This window comes from Kitasatospora sp. NE20-6 (assembly GCF_045862635.1).
The window spans coordinates 1-24,129 of sequence record NZ_BPRL01000004.1; the positions used below are offsets into that span (position 1 = coordinate 1).

At 71.4% G+C, this 24,129-nt stretch carries 22 protein-coding genes and 2 rRNA genes; 18 read left to right on the forward strand and 6 right to left on the reverse strand.

Translation table 11 applies throughout. The features are described from left to right. From SNE206_RS04220 to pstB, 10 genes are all read left to right on the forward strand, one after another. A 23S ribosomal RNA gene (locus tag SNE206_RS04220) occupies nt 1-125 on the forward strand; the annotation flags it as partial. A gap of 94 nt (nt 126-219) precedes the next feature. After that, nucleotides 220-336, forward strand: a 5S ribosomal RNA gene (rrf, locus tag SNE206_RS04225). A 195-nt stretch (nt 337-531) separates the two neighbouring features. Continuing rightward, the gene (mshD, locus tag SNE206_RS04230; RefSeq protein ID WP_407911984.1) at nt 532-1,551 is read left to right on the forward strand and encodes a mycothiol synthase; all 1,020 of its coding nucleotides are present in this window, start codon (nt 532-534) and stop codon (nt 1,549-1,551) included. A 264-nt stretch (nt 1,552-1,815) separates the two neighbouring features. Then, a complete protein-coding gene (locus tag SNE206_RS04235) occupies nt 1,816-4,212 on the forward strand; it encodes an RNA degradosome polyphosphate kinase (RefSeq protein ID WP_407912221.1) in 2,397 nt (798 codons plus the stop codon). Nucleotides 4,213-4,313: 101 nt separating this feature from the next. Then, nucleotides 4,314-5,372 carry a CHAD domain-containing protein gene (locus tag SNE206_RS04240; protein ID WP_407911985.1) on the forward strand — a complete coding sequence of 353 codons (1,059 nt, stop codon included), beginning with the start codon at nt 4,314-4,316 and terminating at the stop codon, nt 5,370-5,372. Then, nucleotides 5,357-5,917, forward strand: a complete 561-nt coding sequence (locus SNE206_RS04245) for an NUDIX hydrolase (protein ID WP_407911986.1) — start codon at nt 5,357-5,359, stop codon at nt 5,915-5,917. The genes SNE206_RS04240 and SNE206_RS04245 overlap by 16 nt, the downstream gene beginning before the upstream one ends. A 311-nt stretch (nt 5,918-6,228) precedes the next feature. Further along, complete coding sequence (pstS, locus tag SNE206_RS04250; protein ID WP_407911987.1) at nt 6,229-7,365, forward strand: phosphate ABC transporter substrate-binding protein PstS; 1,137 nt, start codon at nt 6,229-6,231, stop codon at nt 7,363-7,365. Between the two features lie 137 nt (nt 7,366-7,502). Continuing rightward, nucleotides 7,503-8,486, forward strand: a complete 984-nt coding sequence (pstC, locus tag SNE206_RS04255) for a phosphate ABC transporter permease subunit PstC (RefSeq protein WP_407911988.1) — start codon at nt 7,503-7,505, stop codon at nt 8,484-8,486. Further along, nucleotides 8,483-9,550 (forward strand): phosphate ABC transporter permease PstA, encoded by a 1,068-nt coding sequence (gene pstA, locus SNE206_RS04260; protein ID WP_407911989.1) that lies wholly within the window; start codon nt 8,483-8,485, stop codon nt 9,548-9,550. The genes pstC and pstA overlap by 4 nt, the downstream gene beginning before the upstream one ends. Nucleotides 9,551-9,587: 37 nt before the next feature. Then, the gene (pstB, locus tag SNE206_RS04265) at nt 9,588-10,364 is read left to right on the forward strand and encodes a phosphate ABC transporter ATP-binding protein PstB (RefSeq protein ID WP_407911990.1); all 777 of its coding nucleotides are present in this window, start codon (nt 9,588-9,590) and stop codon (nt 10,362-10,364) included. A 126-nt stretch (nt 10,365-10,490) separates the two neighbouring features. On the opposite strand, the gene SNE206_RS04270 is transcribed toward pstB, so the two are convergent. Both SNE206_RS04270 and SNE206_RS04275 read right to left on the reverse strand, forming a co-directional pair. Further along, on the reverse strand, nt 10,491-11,486 hold the full coding sequence (locus SNE206_RS04270; RefSeq protein ID WP_407911991.1) for an anion permease: 996 nt from the start codon (nt 11,484-11,486) through the stop codon (nt 10,491-10,493). 5 nt (nt 11,487-11,491) lie between these two features. Further along, nucleotides 11,492-12,112, reverse strand: a complete 621-nt coding sequence (locus SNE206_RS04275; RefSeq protein WP_387586396.1) for a DUF47 domain-containing protein — start codon at nt 12,110-12,112, stop codon at nt 11,492-11,494. Nucleotides 12,113-12,344: 232 nt separating this feature from the next. On the opposite strand from SNE206_RS04275, the gene SNE206_RS04280 reads away from it, so the two are divergent. Further along, complete coding sequence (locus SNE206_RS04280; RefSeq protein ID WP_407911992.1) at nt 12,345-12,728, forward strand: metal-sensitive transcriptional regulator; 384 nt, start codon at nt 12,345-12,347, stop codon at nt 12,726-12,728. 105 nt (nt 12,729-12,833) lie between these two features. Here SNE206_RS04280 and SNE206_RS04285 read toward each other — a convergent pair whose 3' ends face one another. Next, nucleotides 12,834-13,040: a hypothetical protein gene (locus SNE206_RS04285; RefSeq protein ID WP_407911993.1), complete on the reverse strand. Its 207-nt coding sequence runs from the start codon at nt 13,038-13,040 to the stop codon at nt 12,834-12,836. Nucleotides 13,041-13,178: 138 nt separating this feature from the next. Then, nucleotides 13,179-14,021, reverse strand: a complete 843-nt coding sequence (locus tag SNE206_RS04290) for a hypothetical protein (RefSeq protein ID WP_407911994.1) — start codon at nt 14,019-14,021, stop codon at nt 13,179-13,181. Between the two features lie 159 nt (nt 14,022-14,180). On the opposite strand from SNE206_RS04290, the gene SNE206_RS04295 reads away from it, so the two are divergent. Continuing rightward, a complete protein-coding gene (locus SNE206_RS04295) occupies nt 14,181-14,363 on the forward strand; it encodes a hypothetical protein (protein WP_407912233.1) in 183 nt (60 codons plus the stop codon). A gap of 100 nt (nt 14,364-14,463) precedes the next feature. Here the strand turns inward: SNE206_RS04295 and SNE206_RS04300 are convergent, their stop codons facing one another. Together SNE206_RS04300 and SNE206_RS04305 are read right to left on the reverse strand one after the other, a co-directional pair. Further along, entirely contained in the window at nt 14,464-15,201 is a 738-nt protein-coding gene (locus SNE206_RS04300; RefSeq protein ID WP_407911995.1) for a phosphatase PAP2 family protein, read from the reverse strand. A 150-nt stretch (nt 15,202-15,351) separates the two neighbouring features. Continuing rightward, complete coding sequence (locus tag SNE206_RS04305) at nt 15,352-16,401, reverse strand: NlpC/P60 family protein (protein ID WP_407911996.1); 1,050 nt, start codon at nt 16,399-16,401, stop codon at nt 15,352-15,354. Nucleotides 16,402-16,665: 264 nt separating this feature from the next. Here SNE206_RS04305 and SNE206_RS04310 point away from each other — a divergent pair, with 264 nt between their 5' ends. From SNE206_RS04310 to SNE206_RS04335, 6 genes are all read left to right on the forward strand, one after another. Beyond that, the gene (locus SNE206_RS04310; RefSeq protein ID WP_407911997.1) at nt 16,666-17,001 is read left to right on the forward strand and encodes a hypothetical protein; all 336 of its coding nucleotides are present in this window, start codon (nt 16,666-16,668) and stop codon (nt 16,999-17,001) included. A 112-nt stretch (nt 17,002-17,113) separates the two neighbouring features. Further along, complete coding sequence (locus tag SNE206_RS04315; protein ID WP_407911998.1) at nt 17,114-17,929, forward strand: hypothetical protein; 816 nt, start codon at nt 17,114-17,116, stop codon at nt 17,927-17,929. Further along, the gene (locus SNE206_RS04320) at nt 17,919-19,172 is read left to right on the forward strand and encodes a hypothetical protein (RefSeq protein ID WP_407911999.1); all 1,254 of its coding nucleotides are present in this window, start codon (nt 17,919-17,921) and stop codon (nt 19,170-19,172) included. Before SNE206_RS04315 ends, SNE206_RS04320 begins: the two co-directional genes overlap by 11 nt. 54 nt (nt 19,173-19,226) lie before the next feature. Continuing rightward, nucleotides 19,227-20,750, forward strand: coding sequence for an SCO6880 family protein (locus tag SNE206_RS04325; protein ID WP_407912222.1), 1,524 nt, complete (start codon nt 19,227-19,229; stop codon nt 20,748-20,750). 49 nt (nt 20,751-20,799) lie between these two features. Further along, nucleotides 20,800-22,110, forward strand: coding sequence for an ATP-binding protein (locus tag SNE206_RS04330; RefSeq protein ID WP_405015435.1), 1,311 nt, complete (start codon nt 20,800-20,802; stop codon nt 22,108-22,110). Between the two features lie 169 nt (nt 22,111-22,279). After that, entirely contained in the window at nt 22,280-24,085 is a 1,806-nt protein-coding gene (locus tag SNE206_RS04335) for a bifunctional metallophosphatase/5'-nucleotidase (protein ID WP_407912000.1), read from the forward strand. Nucleotides 24,086-24,129 lie beyond the last annotated feature (44 nt).

The following is a 24,129-nucleotide window of genomic DNA, read 5'->3' on the forward strand; positions in this document are numbered from 1 at the left end:
AGATGAGCACTCCCACCTCCTTGAGAGGGTAAGGCTCCCAGTAGACGACTGGGTTGATAGGCCGGATATGGAAGCCCTGTAAGGGGTGGAGTTGACCGGTACTAATAGGCCGAGGGCTTGTCCTCAGTTGCTCGCGTCCACTGTGTTGTTCTGAAACAACGACCCCCATCGCACCGGCCTGTTCCGGTCCGCGGGTGGGTGGTGACAGTTTCATAGTGTTTCGGTGGTCATAGCGTGAGGGAAACGCCCGGTTACATTCCGAACCCGGAAGCTAAGCCTCGTAGCGCCGATGGTACTGCAGGGGGGACCCTGTGGGAGAGTAGGACGCCGCCGAACAATTCTTCGAGAGAAGCCCCCTCCCCTTGCCGGGAGGGGGCTTCTCTGCGTTTCCGGCCCAGTTTCCGGCCGGTATTCACCACACGACCGGACCAGGTGCCGATATCGGTGCCGATGTCGGTGGGACGGCGGCCGTTGCCCGCTCTTCTCGGGGTTCCCCGGAGGGCTCCCTCCTCGGCGACGTAGGGTCGCAGCATGGAGACCACCCCCACGTCGCTCGGCGGCGAGCGCATCCGTGTCACGTCCGTGCTGTCGTCCGACGATCTGGCGGTCGCCCGGGCCGTTCTGACCTCCGCCGCGGTGGACGACGGTCGGGAGGCGGTGTCCGAGGCCGGCCGGCTCCGGTTGCGCGAGGGCGCGGGGCGGCCCGGTGTGCGGCACGTCCTGCAGACGCTCGACGGACGCCCGGCCGGTTACGGCCAGCTGGACGTGCCGGAAGCCGGCGGCCGGGCGACCGCGGAGTTCGCCGTCCACCCCGAGCTGCGGAGGCGAGGTCTGGGCCGCCGGCTCGCGGCCGCCGTGGTGGCGGCGGCAGATCCCGCGGAGGCCGATCCTTCAGCGGCCGATCCCGCGGACGCGGGCACGGCGGAAACGGACGCGGACGCGTCCGGCCTCGACGTGTGGGCGCACGGCGGTCACCCGGGTGCCGCCCGGCTCGCCGAGCGCTACGGCGCCGTCCTGGTGCGGGAGCTCCGCCAGATGCGCCGTCCGTCCGTCGAGGTGCCGGCGGTCGTGCTGCCCGACGGTGTGGAGCTGCGGACCTTCCGTCCCGGCGAGGACGACAAGGCGTGGCTGCGGCTCAACGCCCTGGCCTTCGCCCACCACCCGGAGCAGGGCGCCTGGACGGAGGCCGACCTGGCCGACCGCCTCGCGGAGCCGTGGTTCGACCCGGCGGGCTTCTTCCTCGCGACCCGCGGCGGCGAGCTGGTCGGCTTCCACTGGACGAAGATGCACCCGGACGGCCTCGGTGAGGTCTACGTGGTCGGAGTGGACCCGGAGGAGCAGGGCGGCGGCCTCGGCCGTGCGCTGACCTCGGCCGGTCTGCGGCACCTGTACGGCGACCGCGGCGTGCCGTCCGTGCTGCTCTATGTGGACGCTGACAATCCGGCCGCTGTGCGGGTATATGAACGGTTGGGATTCACCGTGCACGAGGTGGACCTGATGTACCGCGTGCCGGCGGGCGCTGTTCCGGGGGCCTCCGACCCACAGGGGTGACCGACTCAGCTTTCCTCCTGGCCATGCGGTGTTTACCGTGGATTCAATTGACGCCGCGAAGATCACAGGATGACGCCCGTAGTGCCTCGTCCCCGCTCCGCCCGCCGGCCGGCCGCGCATCCCGTGGCCGCTCCCGGAGGGTGGGCGCTGGTGTGGCAGGACGAGGACACTGCGTACGGCACGACCGCGAACGGCGCCGCGAGTGCGGCGGACGCCCGCGGGACGTGCTTCCGGGACTTCGCCCTGCAGGAGGAGCTGGCACCGATGAGCATTCCTGGCCCTGTCTCCGCTTCGTCCGGCGCGGGCTCGAGTGCCGCCTCGTCCGCGGGCTCCGGCGCGAACCCGGGTCCGGCCGGGGAGCCGGCGACGAAGAGCCGCGCGCGGGCGCCGAAGACGTCCCGTGCTGCGGCGCCGTCCGCCGTGCCGGCCCCGGTCTCCCGGACGGCGGCGGCCCCGCCCCCCGGGGTGTCCGCCGCGCTCGGCCTGCCGCTGAAGGACGCGCCGGTCGCCGGAGCGCTGTCCCGGGTGGGGCGGGCTCCCGCGGCGGGCGTGCTGACGGCACCCGCGGACATCGGGTCCGAGTTCGGCGACCTTCCGGAGGGCCGGTTCCTCGACCGTGAGCGCAGCTGGCTGGCGTTCAACGAGCGGGTGCTGGAACTCGCCGAGGACCCGGACGTCCCGCTGCTGGAGCGGGCGAAGTTCCTGGCCATCTTCGCCAGCAACCTGGACGAGTTCTTCATGGTGCGGGTGGCCGGGCTCAAGCGCCGCATCGCCACCGGTGTCGCCACGCGCAGCGCGTCCGGCCTCCAGCCGCGCGAGGTGCTCGACCTGATCTGGCGCCGCTCGCGCGAACTGATGGCCCGGCACGCGGCCTCGTTCCAGCACGAGGTGCTGCCCGACATGGCGGCCGAGGGCATCGAGGTGGTGCGCTGGCCGGACCTCCCGGAGAAGGAGCAGGCCCGGCTGCACACGCTCTTCCGCCAGCAGATCTTCCCGGTGCTCACCCCGCTGGCCGTGGACCCGGCCCACCCGTTCCCGTACATATCCGGGCTGAGCCTCAACCTGGCCGTGGTGGTGCGGAACCCGGTGTCCGGCCACAAGCACTTCGCGCGGGTGAAGGTGCCGCAGTCGCTGTCGCGCTTCCTGGAGTCCTCGCCGCAGCGGTTCGTGCCGCTGGAGGACGTGATGGGCGCCCACCTGGAGGAGCTCTTCCCGGGGATGGAGGTGCTCGCCCACCACGCCTTCCGGGTCACCCGCAACGAGGACCTGGAGGTGGAGGAGGACGACGCCGAGAACATCCTCAAGGCGCTGGAGAAGGAGCTGATGCGGCGCCGCTTCGGCCCGCCCGTCCGGCTGGAGGTGGAGGAGTCGATCGACCCCTACATCCTCGACCTGCTGGTGCGCGAGCTGAACATCACCGAGGCGGAGGTCTTCCCGCTGCCCGGGCCGCTCGACCTGACCGGGCTCTTCGGCATCGCCGGGCTCGACCGGCCGGAGCTGAAGTACCCGGCGTTCGTCGCCGGCACCGCCCGCGGACTGACCGACGTCGAGTCGGCGTCGCAGCCGGACATCTTCGCCGCGATGCGCGAGCGGGACGTGCTGCTGCACCACCCGTACGACAGCTTCTCCACCTCGGTGCAGGCCTTCCTGGAGCAGGCCGCCGCCGACCCGCACGTCCTCGCCATCAAGCAGACGCTGTACCGCACCTCCGGTGACTCGCCGATCGTCGACGCACTCATCGACGCGGCCGAGTCCGGCAAGCAGGTGCTCGTGCTGGTGGAGATCAAGGCGCGGTTCGACGAGCAGGCCAACATCAAGTGGGCCCGCAAGCTGGAGGAGTCCGGCTGCCACGTCGTCTACGGCCTGGTCGGCCTCAAGACGCACTGCAAGCTGTCGCTGGTCGTCCGACAGGAGGGCGACACGCTCCGCCGCTACGCGCACGTCGGCACCGGCAACTACCACCCCAAGACCGCCCGGCTGTACGAGGACCTCGGCCTGCTCACCGCCGACCCGCAGGTCGGTGCGGACCTCTCCGACCTGTTCAACCGGCTGTCGGGCTACTCGCGCCGCGAGTCGTACCGGCGGCTGCTGACCGCGCCGCGCGGCCTGCGGGACGGCCTGGTCTCGCGCATCCACGGCGAGATCGCCCACCACCGGGCCGGCCGCCCGGCGTACGTGAAGCTGAAGGTCAACTCGATCGTCGACGAGGCACTGATCGACGCGCTGTACCGGGCCTCGCAGGCCGGTGTGCCGGTGGACGTGTGGGTGCGCGGCATCTGCGCGATCCGGCCCGGCGTGGCCGGCCTCAGCGAGAACATCCGGGTGCGCAGCGTGCTCGGCCGGTTCCTGGAGCACTCGCGGATCTTCGTCTTCGGCAACGGCGGCGAGCCCGAGGTCTGGTTCGGCAGCGCGGACATGATGCACCGCAACCTCGACCGCCGCATCGAGGCGCTGGTGCGGGTCTCCGACCCGGCGCACCGCACCGAACTGTCCGGGCTGCTCGACCTCGGGCTCTCCGACGAGACGGAGTCCTGGCACCTCGGCGCGGACGGCAGCTGGACGCGGCACGCGACCGACGCCGACGGCAAGCCGCTGCAGCACGTCCAGGATCTGCTGATCGCCTCACGCCGGCGCCGCCGCAACGCGTCCTCGGGGCGCTGACCGACCACTGCCCGGGCCCGTCGGCCGTCCCGGTCCCGGCGGTGGCCGGGGCGGGCGGCCGCGGAGCCGACCCGGGACGACCACATGGGGGAGTCCTTGTCATGACCGATTCGCCGATGACGGCCCCGACGGCGCCCGGTGCGTCCGCCGGGGAAGTCCTCTCCGGCTACCTCACCACCCAGGCCGGCGCGTTCCTGCGCGCCCTGCCGCAGGCGGTGGGCGAGGCCGGATCGAGACCGGGCTCGCTCCCGGCCTCGGCGGCGGGTGCGGACGACCTCCTCCGGGCGGCCCGTCGGATCGGCGGTGCGCTCCACACCTTCGGGCCCGCCTTCGAACCCGGCTGGTCGGGGGAGCTCCGCACCGAGCTGCGCTGGCTGCTCGACCTGCTCGGCCGCGAGCCCGGCTACCGTCGCCGCGCGGCCCGGCTGCTGGCCGCGCTGGACTCCCTCGGCGGCACGTCCGCGGACACGCCCGGCATGCTGGCCGGTCACGCCGGCACCCCGAAGGCGCGGGCCCTGCTGGAGCGCCAGCTCACCCTGGCCCGGACCCGGGCGCACACGAGCCTGCTGCAGGAGCTCCGCTCCTCCCGGCTGCACGCCCTCGCCGACCGGATGACCCTGCTGACCGGCGACGTGCCGCTGGCCGGCGAGGCCGCCGACCGCTCCGGCGCGGCCCTGCTGGGGCAGGCCGGCGCCGCGTTCGCTGCCCTCGCCGCCGGGGCCGGCCGGCTCCCGCTGGACCGTGCCGTGCAGCCGTACGGCGGTGACGGCCTGCACCGGCTGGCCGTCCTGCCCGCGCCGCGCAGCGGGGCGGTCCCCGGGCCGTCCGACGCCGACAGCCTGCTCGCGGCGGACGACGAGCCCTGGCACCGGGTCCGCATCCTGCTCAAGCGCATGCGGTACGCCCTGGAGGTGTGCGGGGCGCCGGCCACCGGCCTGGACGGGCTCGCCGGCGCGCTCGACCGGCACCGGGACGCCTCCGACGCCGCGGCCACCGTCTCCCTGGCGGCACGGACGCCGAGGATCACCCCGGCGACGGCGTACGTGCTCGGAGTGGTGCATGCTGATCAACGACTGGAGGTGGAGGCGGCCCGGTACGCCTTCGGAGTCCAGTGGCCGAAGCTCCCGCACCACGGATGGCATGAATGGGCGACCGCCTGACCGCAGCGCACACCGGCGCCGCCAACCCCTTCGCCGTCCGCCCGGACGGCGGGCCCGGCGGCCCCGCGTCCGGGGGCGGCCCCGTGCCCGTCGTACGGCGCGGCGCGGGCCGCGGCTCCACGGTGCTGGCCGCCGGGGCGGTGCTGTGGGTGCCCGGCCCGCCCCGGAAGGACGGCCGGGGCTGGAAGAAGCCCCGGATCGCGCTGATCCACCGGCCCAAGTACGACGACTGGAGCCTGCCGAAGGGCAAGCTCGACCCCGGCGAGGGCTGGCGGGCCGCCGCGCTGCGGGAGGTCCGGGAGGAGACCGGGCTGTCCTGCGTGCTCGGTCCCGAGCTGCCGGCCCAGCACTACCTGGTCGACGGCCGGCCCAAGGAGGTCCGGTACTGGGCCGGTTCGCCGACGGGCGGTTCGTTCACTCCCAACCGGGAGGTCGACCGGCTGGAATGGCTGCCTCCGAAGAAGGCCCGGGCCCGGCTCACGCACCCCCGCGACCGGGCGCTGATCGACGCGCTGCTGCACCTGCTGGGCTCCGGGGAGGGCTGACCGGGGAGGTCCGGGGCCGGTCCGCCGCCCGCTGCCGCGCCGCAGGTCAGGGCCGGTGGTGGCGGCCGGCGCCGGGAGACCTCACCGCGCCCTCACCGTGACGCAACCGTTACTACCGGACGCGGTTTCCTGCCATCCGTTCGAGGTTCACTCTCCGTTCATTTGCGACCGGGTGATGCGTCACCTGTCCGGCCTACCTTCGGGACTACCGGAGGGCCGAACGGGCCCCGGACCACAGCACGACCTGCGCCGAATCGAGCCATCGACGAGCTCGCCCCGGGCGTCGGCCGTGCGTCAGAAAGGGACACCCAGTGAAGCTCCAGCGGAACGGCCGCTCCAAGGCCCTCGCCATCGGTGCCGTGGCGCTCGTCAGCTCGCTGTCGCTTGCGGCCTGCGGCACGGACGACAACACCACCACCACCGGCACCGGCTCCTCGGCCTCCGGCGCGGCCTCCGCCGCCTCGATCGAGTGCGGCAAGGGCGGCCAGCTGCTGGGCGCCGGCTCCACCGCGCAGACCAACGCGATCGACGTCTGGAAGGCCGCCTTCGGCTCCGCCTGCTCCAGCTCGACCATCACCTACGGCGGCGGCGGCTCCGGCGCCGGCGTGCAGCAGTTCAACCAGGGCAAGGTCGCCTTCGCCGGCTCCGACTCCGCCCTGAAGCCCGCCGAGGTCGACGCGTCCAAGGCCGCCTGCAAGACCGGCCAGGGCATCAACCTCCCGATGGTCGGCGGCCTCATCTCGATCGTCTTCAACATCGACGGCGTCGACAAGCTCGTCCTCGACGCGCCCACCGTCGCGAAGATCTTCGACTCGCAGATCACCAAGTGGAACGACCCGGCCATCGCCGCCCTCAACGCGGGCGTCACCCTGCCGGACGCGCCGATCCAGGCCATCCACCGCTCGGACGACTCCGGCACCACCGCCAACCTGACCGGCTACCTCGCCAAGGCCTCGGGCGGCGCCTGGAAGTACCCGGCCGCGAAGACCTGGGCGGGCCAGGGCGGCCAGTCCGCCAACGGCTCGGCCGGCGTCTCGGCGCAGGTCAAGCAGGTCAAGAACTCGATCAGCTACGTCGAGCTCTCCTACGCGCAGACCAACAGCCTCAAGAGCGCCGCCATCGCGACCGGCGCCTCCAAGCCGGTCGACGCGACCGCCGAGAACGCCGCCACCACCTTCGCCACCGCGAAGGTCACCGGCACCGGCAGCGACCTGGCCCTGAGCCTGGACTACGCGACCAAGACGGACGGCGCCTACCCGATCGTCCTGGTCACCTACGAGATCGTCTGCGACAAGGGCAACAAGGCCGAGAGCCTCGACACCCTCAAGGCGTTCCTGACCTACACCATCAGCGACGCCGGCCAGCAGGCCATCGGCGCCAAGGGCTACGTCCCGCTGCCGAAGGAGCTCTCCGCCAAGGTCCAGGCCGTCATCCCGACCCTGGCCTGATCCCGCGCCACCGGCGGAGCGGCCCCCTAGGGGGGACGGGCCGCTCCGCCGGAGCACCACCCACAGCACAGTCCGGGGCACCGCCGCCAGGTGCCGTCCCCCACGGGGACAGCGCCGTCAGACCGGAGTAGACGATCATGACTTCATCCCCCCCTGCCGCCTCACGAGGCAGGGCCCGCCGCAGCCGGAGCGACAGCCGGCTCGGCGACAGCATCTTCTTCAACCTCTCCCGAGGGTCGGGCATCCTGCTGCTGGTCATCATGGCCGCCATCGCCGGGTTCCTCGCCTACCGCTCGGGCATCGCCCTCTCCAAGAACGAGGGCAACTTCCTCACCACCTTCGAGTGGAACCCCGACGCGCCCCAGCCGGTCTTCGGCATCGCCGTCCTCGCCTTCGGCACCATCGTCAGCGCGCTCATCGCCATGGTGATCGCCGTCCCGGTGGCCGTCGGCATCGCGCTGTTCATCTCGCACTACGCGCCGCGCCGCATCGCCCAGCCGTTCGCCTACCTGGTCGACCTGCTCGCAGCCGTCCCCAGCATCGTCTACGGCCTGTGGGGCGTGCTCTTCCTCGTCCCGCACATCGACGGCCTGACCTCCTGGCTGGACGAGTACCTGGGCTGGACCTTCGTCTTCGACCAGACCCAGCCCGGCGTCACCCCGCGCAACCTCTTCACCGTCGGCATCCTGCTGGCCATCATGATCCTGCCGATCATCACCGCGGTCAGCCGCGAGGTCTTCCGGCAGGTGCCGCGGATGCACGAGGAGGCGGCGCTCGCCCTGGGCGCGACCCGCTGGGAGATGGTCCGCACGGCCGTCCTGCCGTTCGGCCGCCCCGGCATCATCTCCGCCTCGATGCTCGGCCTCGGCCGCGCGCTCGGCGAGACCATCGCCGTGGCCATCGTGCTCTCCGCCAACAGCGTCCTGTCGCTGCACGTGCTCGACACGGGCGGCGGCACCTTCGCGCAGAACATCGCGCTGAAGTTCAACGAGGCCCAGCCCTTCGGCCGGGACGCGCTGATGGCCTCCGGCCTCGTCCTTTTCGTGATCACCCTGCTGGTGAACGGCGCCGCCCGACTGATCATCGCGCGCCGCAAGGAGTACTCGGGGGCCAACGCATGAGCACGGCAACACTCTCCGACACGGTGCCGGTGCGCCGCGACCTGACCGCCGCCCGGCTGCCGAAGTGGGCCCCGGCCGGCGTGGCCGTCCTCTCCGTCGGCGTCGGCTGTGCCGTCGGCGCGGCTGCCGGTCTCGCCAGCCACCTGCAGTGGGGCATCATCGCCGCCGCCCTCTACGTGGTCGTCAGCTACGCGCTCTCGGCCCGCGTCGAGGGCCGCCGGCAGGCCAAGGACCGGCTGGCGACCGCGATCGTCTGGGTCGCCTTCATCCTGGCGGTCGTGCCGCTCGCCGCGCTGACGATCTACACCGTGCAGCAGGGCCTGGCGGTCGTGGACGGCAACTTCCTGTCCCACTCCATGAAGAACGTGATCTCCTCCGGCCCCGGCGGCGGCATCTACCACGCCATCATCGGCACCCTGGAGCAGGTCCTCCTCGCGACGGCCATCGCCGCCCCGATCGGCCTGCTGACCGCCGTCTACCTGGTCGAGTACGGCCGCGGCCGGCTCGCCGCGTGGGTGACCTTCTTCGTCGACGTCATGACGGGCGTCCCGTCGATCGTCGCCGGCCTGTTCATCCTCTCGCTGTGGAACCTCATGCTCGGGTTCGACTACTCGGGCTTCTCCGGCAGCCTCGCGCTGGCCATCCTCATGATGCCGGTCGTCGTGCGCTCCACCGAGGAGATGCTCAAGCTCGTCCCGAACGAGCTGCGGGAAGCCTCGTACGCCCTCGGCGTGCCCAAGTGGAAGACCATCCTGCGGATCGTCCTGCCGACCGCGATCGGCGGTATCACGACCGGCGTCATGCTGGCCGTCGCCCGCATCACCGGCGAGACCGCGCCCGTGATGATGCTGGTCTTCGGTGCCGACGCGATCAACGGCGACCCGTTCAACGGACCGCAGCAGTCACTGCCGCTCTACATCTGGCAGCAGTACTCGATGGTCAACAACGACTTCGGCTATGCCCGTGCCTGGGGTGCCGCGCTGGTGCTGATCGTCCTCGTGATGGGGCTCAACCTCATCGCGCGGGGCATCGCCCGCTGGCGTTCGCCCAAGGGCGGACACTGACCCGACTGACGTACGAGAAGACGAGAGAAGAAGAATCATGGCCAAGCGCATCGACGTCAGCGGACTGTCCGCCTACTACGGCTCCACCCGTGCCATCGACGACATCTCGATGACCATCGAGCCCCGCTCCGTGACGGCCTTCATCGGCCCCTCCGGCTGCGGCAAGTCCACCTTCCTCCGCACCCTCAACCGGATGCACGAGGTCATCCCCGGCGCCCGCGTCGAGGGCAAGGTGCTGCTCGACGACGAGAACCTCTACGCCGCCAACGTCGACCCGGTGGCCGTGCGCCGCTCGATCGGCATGGTCTTCCAGCGCCCGAACCCCTTCCCCACCATGTCGATCTACGACAACGTGGCGGCCGGCCTCAAGCTCGCCGGTGTCCGGAGGAAGTCCGTGCTGGACGGCGTCGTGGAGAAGTCCCTCAAGGGCGCCAACCTCTGGAACGAGGTCAAGGACCGCCTCAACAAGCCGGGTGCCGGTCTCTCCGGCGGCCAGCAGCAGCGCCTCTGCATCGCCCGCGCCATCGCGGTCGAGCCCCAGGTGCTCCTGATGGACGAGCCCTGCTCCGCCCTCGACCCGATCTCCACCCTCGCCATCGAGGACCTGATCGGCGAGCTGAAGGCGCAGTACACGATCGTGATCGTGACGCACAACATGCAGCAGGCGGCGCGCGTCTCCGACCGCACGGCCTTCTTCAACCTCGCCGCCGTCGGGCAGCCGGGCAAGCTGATCGAGCTGGACGACACCCAGCGGATCTTCTCCAACCCGTCCGTCCAGGCCACCGAGGACTACATCTCCGGCCGCTTCGGCTGAGCCGACCGCACGGAGACACGAACTGCTCCGCGGCGCTGCATGGCGGTGCCGCCGCGGAGTACGAAGGGCCCGCCCCCGTGATGTGGGGGCGGGCCCTGCCCTGTGCCGGCCGCGGGCCGACGGGGCTCAGAGGAAGATCAGGTCGACGATCCCGTACATGGCCGCCGCCACCAGGGCCGCGGCCGGCATGGTGATGAACCAGCCGAGCACGATGTTCTTCGCCACGCCCCAGCGCACCGCGCGGATCCGCTTGGTCGCACCCACGCCCATGATCGCCGAGGTGATCACGTGGGTGGTGGAGATCGGCGCCGCGTAGACGAACGAGGTGATGTACATGACGCTCGACGCGGTCGCCTCGGCGGCGAAGCCCTGCGGGGGGTCCAGCTCGATGATCTTGCGGCCGAGGGTGCGCATGATGCGCCAGCCGCCCGCGTAGGTGCCCAGCGAGAGCATCGTCGCGCAGGAGATCTTCACCCAGATCGGGATGTCGCTGCCGCTCTGGTGACCCGAGATGGTGAGCGCCAGGACCACGATGCCCATCGTCTTCTGCGCGTCCTGGAGACCGTGCGCCAGGGCCATCGCCGCCGCCGAGGCGGTCTGCGCGACCCGGAAGTTGCGCTTGGCGCGGTGCGGGTTGGCCCTGCGGAAGATCCACAGGATGGCCAGCATCACCAGGAAGCCGCCGATCAGACCGACGACCGGCGAGACGAACATCGGAATGATGATCTTCTCGACGACGCCGCTCCAGATCACGTCGGTACCGCCGGCCAGCGCCGCACCCACCATGCCGCCGAACAGCGCGTGCGAGGAGGAGGACGGGAGCCCGAAGTACCAGGTGATCAGGTTCCAGGTGATCGCACCGACCAGTGCGGCGAAGAGGATCGCCATGCCCTGGCTGCCGGTGGGTGTCTCGATGATGCCCTTGGAGACGGTCTTCGCCACGCCGGAGCCCAGGAAGGCGCCCGCCAGGTTCATCACCGCCGCCATCGCCAGCGCCGCCCGCGGGGTCAGCGCCCGCGTGGAGACGGAGGTCGCGATGGCGTTCGCCGAGTCGTGGAAGCCGTTGGTGTACGTGAAGAAGAAGGCCACGCCGAGGACGGCGATCAGTGCTGCCATGTCCACGGGGGTCAGGACTCCTTGACCGCGATGGTCTCCACCGTGTTGGCCACGTGCTCGAACGCGTCGGCTGCCTCTTCGAGGACGTCCACGACCTGCTTCAGCTTGAGGACCTCGATCGCCTCGTACTGGCCCGAGAAGAGGTGGGCGAGCAGCTTCCGGTGGATCTGGTCGGCCTGGTTCTCCAGCCGGTTGATCTCGATCCAGTACTCGGTGAGGTTCTGCATCGACCGGAGGTTCGGCATCGCCTCGGCGGTCAGCTCCGCAGCCCGGGCCAGCACCTCGATCTGCTGCTCGACACCCTTGGGGAGGGCTTCGATGTCGTAGAGGACGACCAGGTCGACCGCCTCCTCCATGAAGTCCATGATGTCGTCCAGCGACCCCGCGAGGCTGTAGATGTCCTCACGGTCGAAGGGCGTGATGAAGGAGGAGTTCAGCTGGTGGTAGATCGCGTGGGTGGTGTCGTCACCGGCGTGCTCGGCGGCGCGCATGCGCTCGACGATCTCCGCGCGGGCCGACACGTCCGCCCCCAGCAGTTCCAGCAGGAGCTTCGATCCGACGACGAGGTTCTCCGCCGCGGCGGCGAACATGTCGTAGAAGCTCGTCTCCTTCGGGGTCAGGCTAAAACGCACGGATATCTCCGATGTGCGGGGTAGGGACTGAACGACTCTAGGCGCTCGTCGTCCCGGACGTGCAAACGGGGTGTGGAAGCGGTTCCCCAGTCTGGCGGAACATCGGCCGGAATGCTCCCGCGTTGCACGGGGAGATCCACGCAGCCGCCCGGACGGCGGAACACCGGAAAGGGCGGGCGTGTTGGACACTGAAGGTCCAGGCACGGCGAGCAGGGAGACAGAGGCGGGTCGGATGACCACGATGCACACGGGCACCGCGCAGACCACCACCCCCGACACGGCGGCCGGGGGCGACGACGTCACCGCCGAGGCCGGCGCCGCCCACCCCCACGGCCCGCACGGCTACAGCTCCCAGAAGAACGAGCACCTCAAGCGGCTCCGGCGGATCGAGGGCCAGGTCCGCGGCCTGCAGCGGATGGTCGACGAGGACGTCTACTGCATCGACATCCTCACCCAGGTGTCCGCCGGCACCAAGGCCCTCCAGGCGTTCGCCCTCTCGCTCCTCGAAGAACACCTGCGGCACTGCGTGGCCGCCGCGGCCGAGCAGGGCGGTGCCGAACTGGACGGGAAGGTGGCGGAAGCGACCGCTGCCATCGCGCGCCTGCTGCGCACCTAGTGCGCCGGGGTCCGGCCCCGGGCACCGGATCCGCGGGCCTGCGGATCCCGCAGGGCGGGCGGCTCCGGGCGGGGCTCCCCGCCCGGTACGGCCCCTGAGGACCGGTCAGTCCCGGCCACCGGGCTCCGGGCGCCCGCCCCCCGGACGGCCACCGTGACCGGGAACCCGGTCCAGCAGGACCCGGTCGATCTGCTCGGTGGCGAGCCGGTCGTCGGCACTGGTCGACGCGGCGATCATCAGCTCGCCGGCCAGCTCGATCTCGTCGAGCGCCGTCTCGTCGTGGCCGCCCGTGCGGTCGTCCGAGGACGCCACCTGCACCACCCCCCTCCAGCGCCGCCTCCGGCCGGGGCCGCGACGCCCCGTCCCCAGGGTAGGGAAGTACGGGGCCGTACCGTATGGCACGGACGGGTCATCTCTGCGGCCGCAGGCACTAGGCCGCGACCCGGACCGTCACTTCGCCGGGGCCGAGGGCTTCATCGAGTAGATCTCCGACGCCGCCGGCTCGGCGGCCTGCACGGGCGCGCCGAACTCGGCCAGCGAAGTGGTCGAGACCACCGTGACCTGGTCCTTCGCCTCCTTCGACCCGGCAACCCCGGCGAACGCGAACGTCTCCACCACCTTGCGGAGCCGCCCCTGGGCGTCCAGCCACGCCTCGTACGGCACCTGCTTCACCGTGAACGTCTGCGCGGCCATCCGCAGGCCGTCCGCGCCGCGGCCGCCGGTCGCCTCCGCGGCCTTCGCGAGGTCCAGCGTGCCCTTGTACCGGGTGAGCAGGACGCCGCCCACCGTCTCGGTGCCGACCAGCTCGGCCGACTGCGCCCCGCGCAGCGCACCCGCGGCGCTCGCCGGATCGGTGGCGCCGCTGCTCACCAGGTTGCCGTCGGGGAGCTGCCGGACGTCCAGGCGCACCCACTTGCCCTCGGGCACCTTCGCGCCGCTGTTCTGCAGGTAGACGGTGCCGGGCAGGACGATCTCCCGGATGGTGCCGGTCGTCGCGGCACCGGGCGGCACGGTGACCTCCAGCGTGCCGACCCGCTTCACGTAGTCGTAGCCGCCGGTGCCGTTGAAGACCGCCTTCTTGTCCCCCGACTCCGTCACCAGCTCGGTGGTCGTGCGTGCGGAGCCCGTCCGGCCGGTGATGTCGGCCGCGGAACGGACCGCCGTCAGCGGGTCGGCGGAGAGCTCGTCCGCCGACGTCCCCCGGGCCCGGCCGTCGCCGCCCGAGCAGCCGGACAGCACGGCGGTGAGCACGGCCACGGCGGCAGCGGCACGCACGGGCTTCAGCTTCTTCACGATCGACACAACCCCCTCGGGCCCCGCGGCCCGGCAAGCACCACCCCGGATGGGCGAAGCTTTCCTGCGCCCAACGAGCAGGTGCCCGGGGGGTTACGGTTCACCCGGCGCGCGGAATACCGCCGCGCGCCGGGTCCGGCGGGCGTTACCGTGAGGCACGTGCGCAGCGAGCTCCACGTCGGATCCGGACCGGCCCCGACGGACACCCACCGGGTGGCGGTCGAAGAACGAGGTTCCTTCAGTTTCGCCGTCTGCAGCTGCGGATGGTTCGCCCCCGCGCGGCGGTCGCGGGACAAGGCCCGCAGGGACGCCGACGAGCACCTGCGGTGCGGCGACGACTGAACCCCGCAGGTGCCGGGGCGCCGCCCCGACCGGACGGCCTCGGACCGGACGGCCTCGGACCGGACGGCGTCGGACCGGACGGCGTCGGACCCGGCGGCGGTCAGGCGGCCAGGTCGGACCTGGCGGCCGGGTCGTCGGCGGGCACCCGTTCACGCCTGCGGCGGCTGCGACCCGTACCGCCCGCACTGCCCGTACCGCCCGTACCGGCCGCGTTCCCGCGGTTCCGGGCGACGATCAGCGGCGCCGCCGCCGTCCGGGTCAGCGCGTGGCAGAGCGGCACCAGCACCGCCATGGCGACCGGGGCGAGCAGGAGCACCACGGCCGTGGCGAGGGCGAAGCCGCCGATCACGTCGGTCGGGTAGTGCACCCCCATGTACATGCGGCAGAAGCCCTGCAGCAGTGCGAGCGCCCCCGCCAGCAGGCCCAGCCGGCGGTTGACCAGCAGCAGCGCGACCGCGATGCCCATCGACATCGCGGAGTGGTCGCTGACGAAGGAGAGCGTGCCCTCCTTGCCCTCGACCAGCACCTCCAGGTCCGGATGGTCGACGAAGGGCCGAGGCCGGTCGACGATCGCCGAGATCGGCAGGTTGGCGAGCTCGCACACCGCGACGGCGAGCGGGGCCCACAGCAGGCCGGCGACGGCGACCGGGGCGTCCGGGCGGCGGCGGGCCTGCAGCCAGGCGGTGAGGCAGACGGCGGCAAGGCCGAGCAGGATGCCGTACTCGCCGATCCACGAGACCAGGGAGTCCAGCGGGCCGGGCGCCGACCGCGCCAGGCCGTTGATCGCACGGAGCAGTCCGAGGTCCGGGTTGGCCGTGTCGGCGAGCAGCGTCGACATGCCGCACCTCCCTATCTGTTCACGCACCTGCGGGTGCCCCGTCAGCACCGGACAACGTCATGAGCAGGCCACAGGGTTCCACGGAAACCTCGTGTTATGGAAACTTGACCCGCCGTCCACCAGCCTCGCACACCTCGCCGCGGGCCCGGATCAGGTCTTTGCCGGGCCTTGACCGCTGGTGATGGTGCCGTCGGCGTTCCGGACCGGGAGCGCCCCGGCACCGTCCGGCGTGACCCGGGTGGCGCCGATGTAGTCGCGGTGGTCGATCCTGTCGTAGCGGATGACGGCGCCGGTGTGCGGGGCGTCGATCATGTAGCCGCCGCCGACGTAGATCCCGACGTGGTGGATCGACCGCGGGTCGCCGAGGTCGTTGGCGAAGAAGACGAGGTCGCCCGGGCGCAGCTGGTCGCGGGACGGGTGCTCGCCGGCGTACCACTGGTCGTTCGCGACGCGCGGCAGCGTGATGCCCACGCTCGCGAACGCCGCCTGGGTGAGCCCGGAGCAGTCGAAGCGGCCGCTCTGCGACGGCAGGCCCTCCCCGCCCCAGAGATAGGGAGTGCCGAGCTTCGTCTGCGCGAAGTAGATCGCCCCGGCCGCCTGCGCGGAGAGCGCCACCCCGGTCGCCGGCTCGGGCGCGGTGAAACTGCGGGCCAGTGACTGGATGTTCTTCACATAGCCCTGGGTCTCCCGGTAGGGCGGAATGCCGCCTGCTCTTATCACCGCGTACGGTCCGGCGTTGTACGCCGCGAGCATGTTGGCCTGCCGGTCGCCCGGCACCCGGGAGACGTCCTTGGCGAGGGCGCAGTCGTAGGTCGCGGCGGAGGCGATCGCGTCGGCCGGATCCCAGATGTCGCGCTTTCCGTCGCTGTTGGCGTCGACGCCGTAGGTGGCCCAGGTGGCCTCCAGGAACTGCGCCATGCCGTACGCCTTGGCCGGGCTCTTCGCCGACGGGTCGAACCCGCTCTCCTGGTACAGCTGCGCCGCGAGCATCGGGGGCGAGATCTCCGGGCAGAGGGTGCCCCACTGCTGGATCAGCGGCTGGTAGGCGGCCGGCACGGTGCCCGTCGACAGGGTGGCGGCGCCGCTCCGGGTGCCGGCGGTGCCGCTGGCGGCGAAGGTGCCGACGGCGACGACGCCGATCAGGCCGACCGTCACGACCGCGGCCGCCGCGGCTGCCGTGCCCGCTCTGCGGAGTACCATCTGCACCATCCCCGACGTGGCGTCAGTTACGAGTGTCCCGGAAGGCGTTGCTCAGCGCAATCAGCACAGATACGAAGGGTGAGCGGTATCCTTCGTACGGTGGACATCCTGTCGTACGTGTCCCATGCCTCACGACCAATCCGCGAGATATAGCCAAGTCGACATCAGATCTGGCCAAGAATAGGTCCTGCCCCTTCGCGAAGCCGTGCTCCGGGGCCTTGAATTTGCCTGATCGGGCGGTGAGATGGAATGAACCTGAGCAGCATGGACAACAAGATGATCGGCTACCTGGCCGAGGACCCACCCAAGAAGGCCAACATCGACACCATCATCGGCGGAATCGCCCCGGACTGGGGGCCGTTCGCCAGCCTCGGCTCCGAGGCGCGCGTGATGGTCGAGGTCGTGATGGCGGTCGCCATCCTCGGCTGCCTGGCCATCGCCGTCTGGGGCGCCGCCAAGCAGCGGATCGGCGCCACCGCGATGCGTGACACGTTCAGTGCCGAGCAGGGCAAGGGACTGATCATCGCGGGGTTGACCGGCGTGTTCATCATCGGATCGCTGGGCACCCTGTTCACCATTGTCTACGGCATGGCGATCTGACGATCGTACGGATCAGATAGTCATCCCGGCGGAGCGGCCATGCCCACTCTGCCGGCGCAGTCGTGTTCGCGTCACCGGGGCCCGCAAGGCCCCCTGCATCAGGAGGGCCGCCGTGCCGTTGTCCGACGACCAGCCGCACACCCGAACGCGGCTGCCGGTCGGCGAACAGCCCTCGGTGGCCCCGCGTCAGCCCAAACCCGTACGCACCCTGCTGACCGTCCTCGTCGTCGTCACCCTCCTCGTCGTCGCCATCTCCGTCGCCAACCGCGGCAAGCCCGACCCGACCGGCCCCACCACGGGCACCGGCTCCGGATCCGGCGACGGCAGGGCCGCCGGCGCGGCACCCACCGCCCCCACCGGACAGCAGCCCGTCGACACCAGCACCAACGGCATCGCCGACGGCTACCCGCACACCGACCAGGGCGCGCAGTCCGCCGCCGCCAACTACGCCACCGCACTCGGCTCCGCCGAGATGTTCCGGACCGGCAGCCGGCACACCATCGTCGACACCGTCGCCGACCCGACCGTCGCCCCCCAGCTCCAGCAGCGCCTCGACACCGCCTTCAGCGCCGACAACAACGCCCGCTTCGGCCTCGACGCCGAGGGCAAGGCCCCGAAGGGGCTCACCTTCGTCAGCCGGACGATCCCGGTCGGCACGAAGACGGTCAACGCCGCCGACACGGCGACATCGGTCGAGGTGTGGTGCACGGGTCTGAACGGGCTGGCGGGCGAGAGCTCGACCAAGCCGGTCTCCCAGGACTGGTACACCCTCACCCTCACCATGCGCTGGACCGGCAGCGACTGGAAGGTGACCGACTTCGAACGGGCCTCGGGCCCTGCTCCCGTCCCGGGCGACCAGCAGGCAGCCACGGCGCAGGAGATCACTGACGCAGTCCAGAAGTTCGGAGGCTTCCGCTATGCCCGGTGACGGCTCGACAAGGCCGGTCGTACGCCGGGCAGGCGTGCTCGGCGGTGCGCTCGTGATGTTCCAGGCGACGGCATTGACGACCGCCCAGCGCGTGCTGGCCGATCCCAGTCCCTCACCTTCGCCGTCGTGCGCCGCGCAGAGTGTGCCCCTGCCCGGTGCGGGCGCCCAATGTGCCCCGCCCGGCACCACCGTCATCCCCGGTTCCGGTGCCGTCGGCACGGCCGCCGACCCGCTCGGGTCGCTCGCCAAGGGGTGCGCGCAGGCGGCGGCGTGGGTGGTGCGGCGGCTGTCGGAGGCGATCGACGGCACGACGCAGGTGGACTTCACCAACGCCGCGTTCCTGCAGCAGTACGCCGTGGTGTTCGCCGGTTCGACCGTCATCACGCTGGTGCTGTGGCTGCTGGCGGTGACGAAGCGCGCGGTGCGCGGCGCCCCGCTGACGCAGGCGTTCTCGGAGGCGATCGGCTTCCTGTGGCTGACGGTGGTGGCGTCGGCGTTCACCCCGCTGATCCTGTACACGGTGGTGTCGGCGACGGACGGCCTGACCGCCGCGGTCGCGGCCGGCACGAAGTCCGACACCGGTACGTACCTGGGCGGCTTCGCGGACACCCTGGAGAAGGGGTCGATCGGCGGCGGCCCGCTGATCCTCATCATCGTGTCGCTGGTGGCGGTGCTGGCCGCGGCGGTGCTGTGGGTGGAGCTGCTGATCCGGGCGGCGATGCTGTACGTGGGGGCGCTGCTCGGCACCGCGGTGTACGCGGGCCTGGTCGACAAGCAGCTGTGGAAGCACGTCCGCCGCTGGGCGGGGCTGATGCTCGCGGTGGACCTGGCGAAGCCGATCGTGGTGATCATCCTGGGGCTGGCGGGCGCGGTCGCCACCGGCGCGGGGGCGAACGACGACTTCGCCCGGGTGCTGTCCGGTCTGGCGATCCTCTTCCTGTCGATCTTCTCCAGTGCGGCCGTCTACCGGTTCGTGCCCGGTTTCGGCGACGAGCTGCAGTCGATGCGCCATGCCCGTGCGAGCGCGGTGTCGGCGGGCTCGGCGATGATCAACGGTCCGGCGAACCTGGTGAAGCAGGGCATCTCCGCGCACGGTTCGCGCGGCGGCGCGCAGGCCGGCAACGGCTCCCCGGGGGCCGGCGGGGGCTCGGTGGCCCCCGGCATCGCCGCGCACGCCGGCCGTACCCCCGTTCCGCCGCCGCAGGCACCCGCCCCGGTCAACAACCCCACGAACGGAGGCTGACCGGTGAGCAGCGATCAGCTCGGCCAGTTCGGCGGCCAGTACGGCCAGCCGTACATGCACCAGCGCCGCACCTACCTGATCGGCAAGTCGCGGCCGAACGCGCCGATCGGGCGCAACCGCGAGTCCGGCGAGATCGTGCTGATCATCTTCGGTGCGTTCCTCGGCATGATGTGGGGCCTGCTCATGCCGGTCCTGCCGCTGCGCATCGCGGGCCTGGTGGGGCTGCCGCTGCTCGCGATCATGGCGGTGTACGTGCCGTACCGGCGCCGCACCTTCTACAAGTGGGTGGAGATCAACCGTACGTACCGGCGGACGGTGCGCAGCGGCCGTGCGGTGTGGAAGTCCGAGGTGATCGACGCCGGGACGCGGCTGGACGGCCGTGAGGTGGAGATCGGCCCGCCGCCGGGTGTCGGGCGGCAGCGCTGGCTGTCGGCGCCGTTCGGCCCGGACGAGGTCGGGGTGCTGATGCACCTGGAGCGGCGCACGGTGACGGCGGCGATCGAGATCGAGGGCCCGGGCGTCGGCCTGCGCGACTCCGAGGACCAGGAGACGCTGGTCGACCGGTTCGGCACGCTGCTCAAGCACGTGGCCAACGGCGACGGCTTCGTGACGCGCCTGCAGATCCTGGCCCGGACGCTCCCCGCGGACCCGGACGCGCACGCGAAGGACGTGGAGCGCCGCGGCGCCCACGACGCCCCGCGCTGGCTGCAGGACTCGTACGACCAGCTGCAGTCGATGGTGTCGACCTCCTCGGAGCAGCACCGCGCCTACCTGGTGGCGTGCATGCACTACACGCGTGACCTGGCGGCCGAGGCGCACGCGATGGGCCGGACGGCGGACGGGCGGCGGCAGCGCGACGACGAGGGCCTGGCGACGGTGATGGCCCGTGAGCTGACCGACATCTGCGCCCGGCTGGCGGAGGCGGACATCCGGGTGCGGCAGCCGCTGGGGGAGGCCAGGCTGTCGTCGCTGGTGCACTCGATGTACGACCCGGACCACCCGATCGACCACATCCAGGCGATGTCGCGCCGCAACGCGTGGCCGGCCGAGCTCGACGCCACGCACCCGCAGCTGCTGGGGGCCAAGACGCGTGAGTCGGCGACCCGTGAGCCGTGGTGCCACGCGACCGCGTGGATCAAGGAGTGGCCGCTGACCCCGGTCGGCGTGAACTTCCTCGCCCCGCTGCTGGTGCACACCCCGGACGTGATCCGTACGGTCGCCGTCACCATGGACCTGGAGCCGACCGACGTCGCCATCGAGCGGATGCTGACGGAGAAGACCAACGACGAGGCGGAGGCCAACCGCGCCGCCAAGATGAACCGCACCGTCGACCCGCGCGACCTCGCCCACACCGGCCGCGTGGACCAGCGCGGCGACGACCTCGCCTCCGGTGCGGCCGGCGTCAACCTGGTCGGGTACATCACCGTGTCGTCCCGCAGCCCGGAGGCGCTGGCCCGTGACAAGCGCACGATCCGGGCCTCCGCGGGCAAGTCGTACCTGAAGCTGGAGTGGTGCGACCGCGAGCACCACCGGGCGTTCGTCAACACCCTGCCCTTCGCCACCGGCATCCGACGCTGAGGAGGCGCCCCCCGTGATCGGCAACCTCACCGACGCGTTCACCAGCCTGATGTTCGGCAAGGTGGAGACCACCCGCCTGCCGGTCCGCACCTCCACCGGCCAGGCCCAGGCCGTCTACCTGCCGACCGCCGCACCCGGCCTCGGCGACTCCGGCGTGATCATCGGCCGCGAGGTCTACAGCGGCAAGGGCTACGTCTACGACCCGTTCCAGCTGTACGGCCAGCAGCTGCCCGCGCCGCACTGGCTGGTCCTCGGGGAGTCCGGCAACGGCAAGTCGGCGCTGGAGAAGACGTACGTGCTGCGCCAGCTGCGCTTCCGCGACCGGCAGGTCGTGGTGCTCGACGCGCAGGGCGAGGACGGCGTCGGCGAGTGGAACCTCATCGCCAACGCCCTGGGCATAAAGTCCATCCGGCTCGACCCGATGGCGGCCCGGGACGGCGGTGTGCGGCTCAACCCGCTGGATCCGTCGATCACCACCAACGGCCAGCTGTCGCTGCTGCGCACCATCATCGAGGTGGCGATGGGCCGGCCCCTGGAGGAGCGGGCCGGTTTCGCGCTGAAGGCCGCCCACGGGCACGTGCACGCCACGGTGACGGACCGCCAGCCGGTGCTGGACGACATCATCAACACGCTCCGCAACCCGGAGCTGTCGTCGGTGGAGTCGCTGGGCGTGGCCGTCGGCGACGTGCAGTCCTGGGGCCTGGACGTCGCCCTGGTGCTGGACCGCCTGGTCGACGGAGACCTGCGCGGCATGTTCGACGGCCCCACCTCGGCCGGCATCGACCTGGACGCGCCGCTCATCGTCTTCGACCTGTCGCACATCGACCGCAACTCCATCGCGATGCCCATCCTGATGGCGATCGTCGGCGTCTGGCTGGAGCACACCTGGCTCCGCCCGGACCGGGTGAAGCGGATCTTCCTGGTCGAAGAGGCCTGGCACATCATCAACAGCCCGTTCGTGGCGCAGCTGTTCCAGCGGCTGCTGAAGTTCGGCCGGCGGCTGGGCCTGTCGTTCGTCGCGGTCGTCCACCACCTCTCCGACGTGGTGGACGGTGCCGCCGCGAAGGAGGCCTCGGCGATCCTCAAGATGGCCTCGACCCGCACGATCTACATGCAGAAGGCCGAGGAGGCGAGAGCCACCGGCCGGGTGCTGGGCCTGCCGCGCTGGGCGGTGGAGATCATCCCGACCCTCTCGCCGGGCATCGCGGTGTGGGACGTCAACGGCAACGTGCAGGTGGTGAAGCACATCATCACCGAGGCCGAGCGGCCGCTCGTCTACACCGACCGTGCCATGACCGAGGACGCGGTGGCCGAGCGCCAGCGGGCCGAGCAGCAGCTCGCCGCCGAGCCCCGGATCTGAGCGGCGGCCGGGCTCCGCGACGACGGATGCTCGGCCGCGCGTCGACCACGGGTAACCCGCTCGTTACGTCAGATGTCCTGACAGCTACGCGCGTTGACTCTAGGCTGCACTGGTCACGCCACGATGTCCCGGGCCCGTGCCGGGCCCCCGACGGTGCAGGGGTACCCTCATGTCCAGATCAGGTCGTACCGGCAGATACCGCCGCGCGACACTCGCAGCCGCGGCGACCGCCGGGCTGATCGGCACGCTCCTCGTGCCGAGCGTCGCCGAGGCCCACGGCCACCACAAGCCGAAGGTCGAGGACCTGCAACTCCTCGCCATCAACGACTTCCACGGCAACCTCGAACCGCCGGCGGGCTCCTCCGGCACCATCAAGGAGATCGACCCGGCCACCGGCCAGGTCGTCTCCACCCCGGCCGGCGGCGTCGAGTACCTCGCCACCGCGCTGCGCGAGGCCCGCAAGGGCCACCCGAACACCCTCACCGTCGCGGCCGGCGACATCGTCGGCGCCAGCCCGCTGCTGTCGGGCCTGTTCCACGACGAGCCGACCGTCGAGGCGATGAACAAGCTCGGCCTCGACGTCACCGCCGTGGGCAACCACGAGTTCGACGAGGGCGCCAAGGAGCTGCTGCGCCTCCAGAACGGCGGCTGCCACCCGACCGACGGCTGCTACGTGGAGGGCCGCAAGTTCAAGGGCGCGGACTTCGACTACCTCGCGGCCAACGTCACCAGCGAGAAGACGAACAAGCCGGTCCTCGACCCGTACTGGGTGACGAGCGTGCACGGCGTGAAGGTCGGCTTCATCGGCGTCACGCTGGAGGGCACGCCCAACATCGTCACGGCCGCGGGCGTCAAGGGCCTGAAGTTCGGCGACGAGGTCGCCACGATCAACAAGTACACGGCCGAGCTGAAGCGCAAGGGCGTCCGCTCGATCGTCGCCCTGATCCACGAGGGCGGCCTCCCGGCGAGCAGCACGTACGACTACGACTGCGGCGCGGGCGGCACCGGCATCTCCGGCCCGATCGTCGACATCGCGAAGAACATCGACCCCGCGGTCGGCGCGATCGTCACCGGCCACACCCACAATGCTTATGCCTGCTCGATCCCGGACCCGCAGGGCGTGCCGCGTTCGGTGACCAGCGCCGCCTCCTTCGGCCGGCTGTACACCGAGATCAACCTGCAGCTGGACAAGCGCACCGGCGCGATCGTCCGCCCGTCGGTGACCGCCGCCAACCACGTCGTGCGCCGCACGGTCGAGAAGGCCCCGGACCTCACCCGGCTGATCGACTACTACAACAAGATCGCCGCGCCGATCGCCAACCGTCCGATCGGCTGGATCGCGTCCGACATCAACGGCCGCGGCTCCGCGGACCTGGAGAAGCCGCTCGGCTCCGTCATCGCCGACGCCCAGCTGGCCGGCCTCGCGCCCGCCGACAAGGGCGGCGCGCAGCTGGCCTTCATGAACCCCGGCGGCATCCGCTCGGACCTGGTCTACAAGGCCTCCGCGGCCGAGGGCGACGGCGTCGTGACGTACGGCGAGGCGTTCACCGTGCAGCCGTTCACCAACATGATGCAGGTCAAGACGCTGACCGGCGCCCAGGTGATCCAGGTGCTGCAGCAGCAGGTGAGCGGGTCCAACACCGCCGCCGTCAAGATCCTCCAGATCTCGAAGGGCCTCACCTACACGCTGGACATGAGCAGGACCGGCGCCGACCGCGTGATCGTCTCCTCGATCAGGCTCAACGGCACCCCGATCGACCCGGCCGCGTCCTACCGCGTCGCCGCGAACGAGTTCCTCGCGGGCGGCGGCGACGGCTTCCCGGCGTTCGCCGCGGGCACCGACACCCTGGTCGGCGTCTCCGACCTGGACCTCTTCAACGCCTACCTGGCGGCCAACAGCTCGGCGGCCGCACCGCTGGCCGCCCCGGCCCGCGACCGCATCACCCTGGCGACGGCCTCGGCCGACCAGGACTGACCCACGGCCGGTCCGCCGGTCGCAGCACGCCGAGGGCGGGGCAC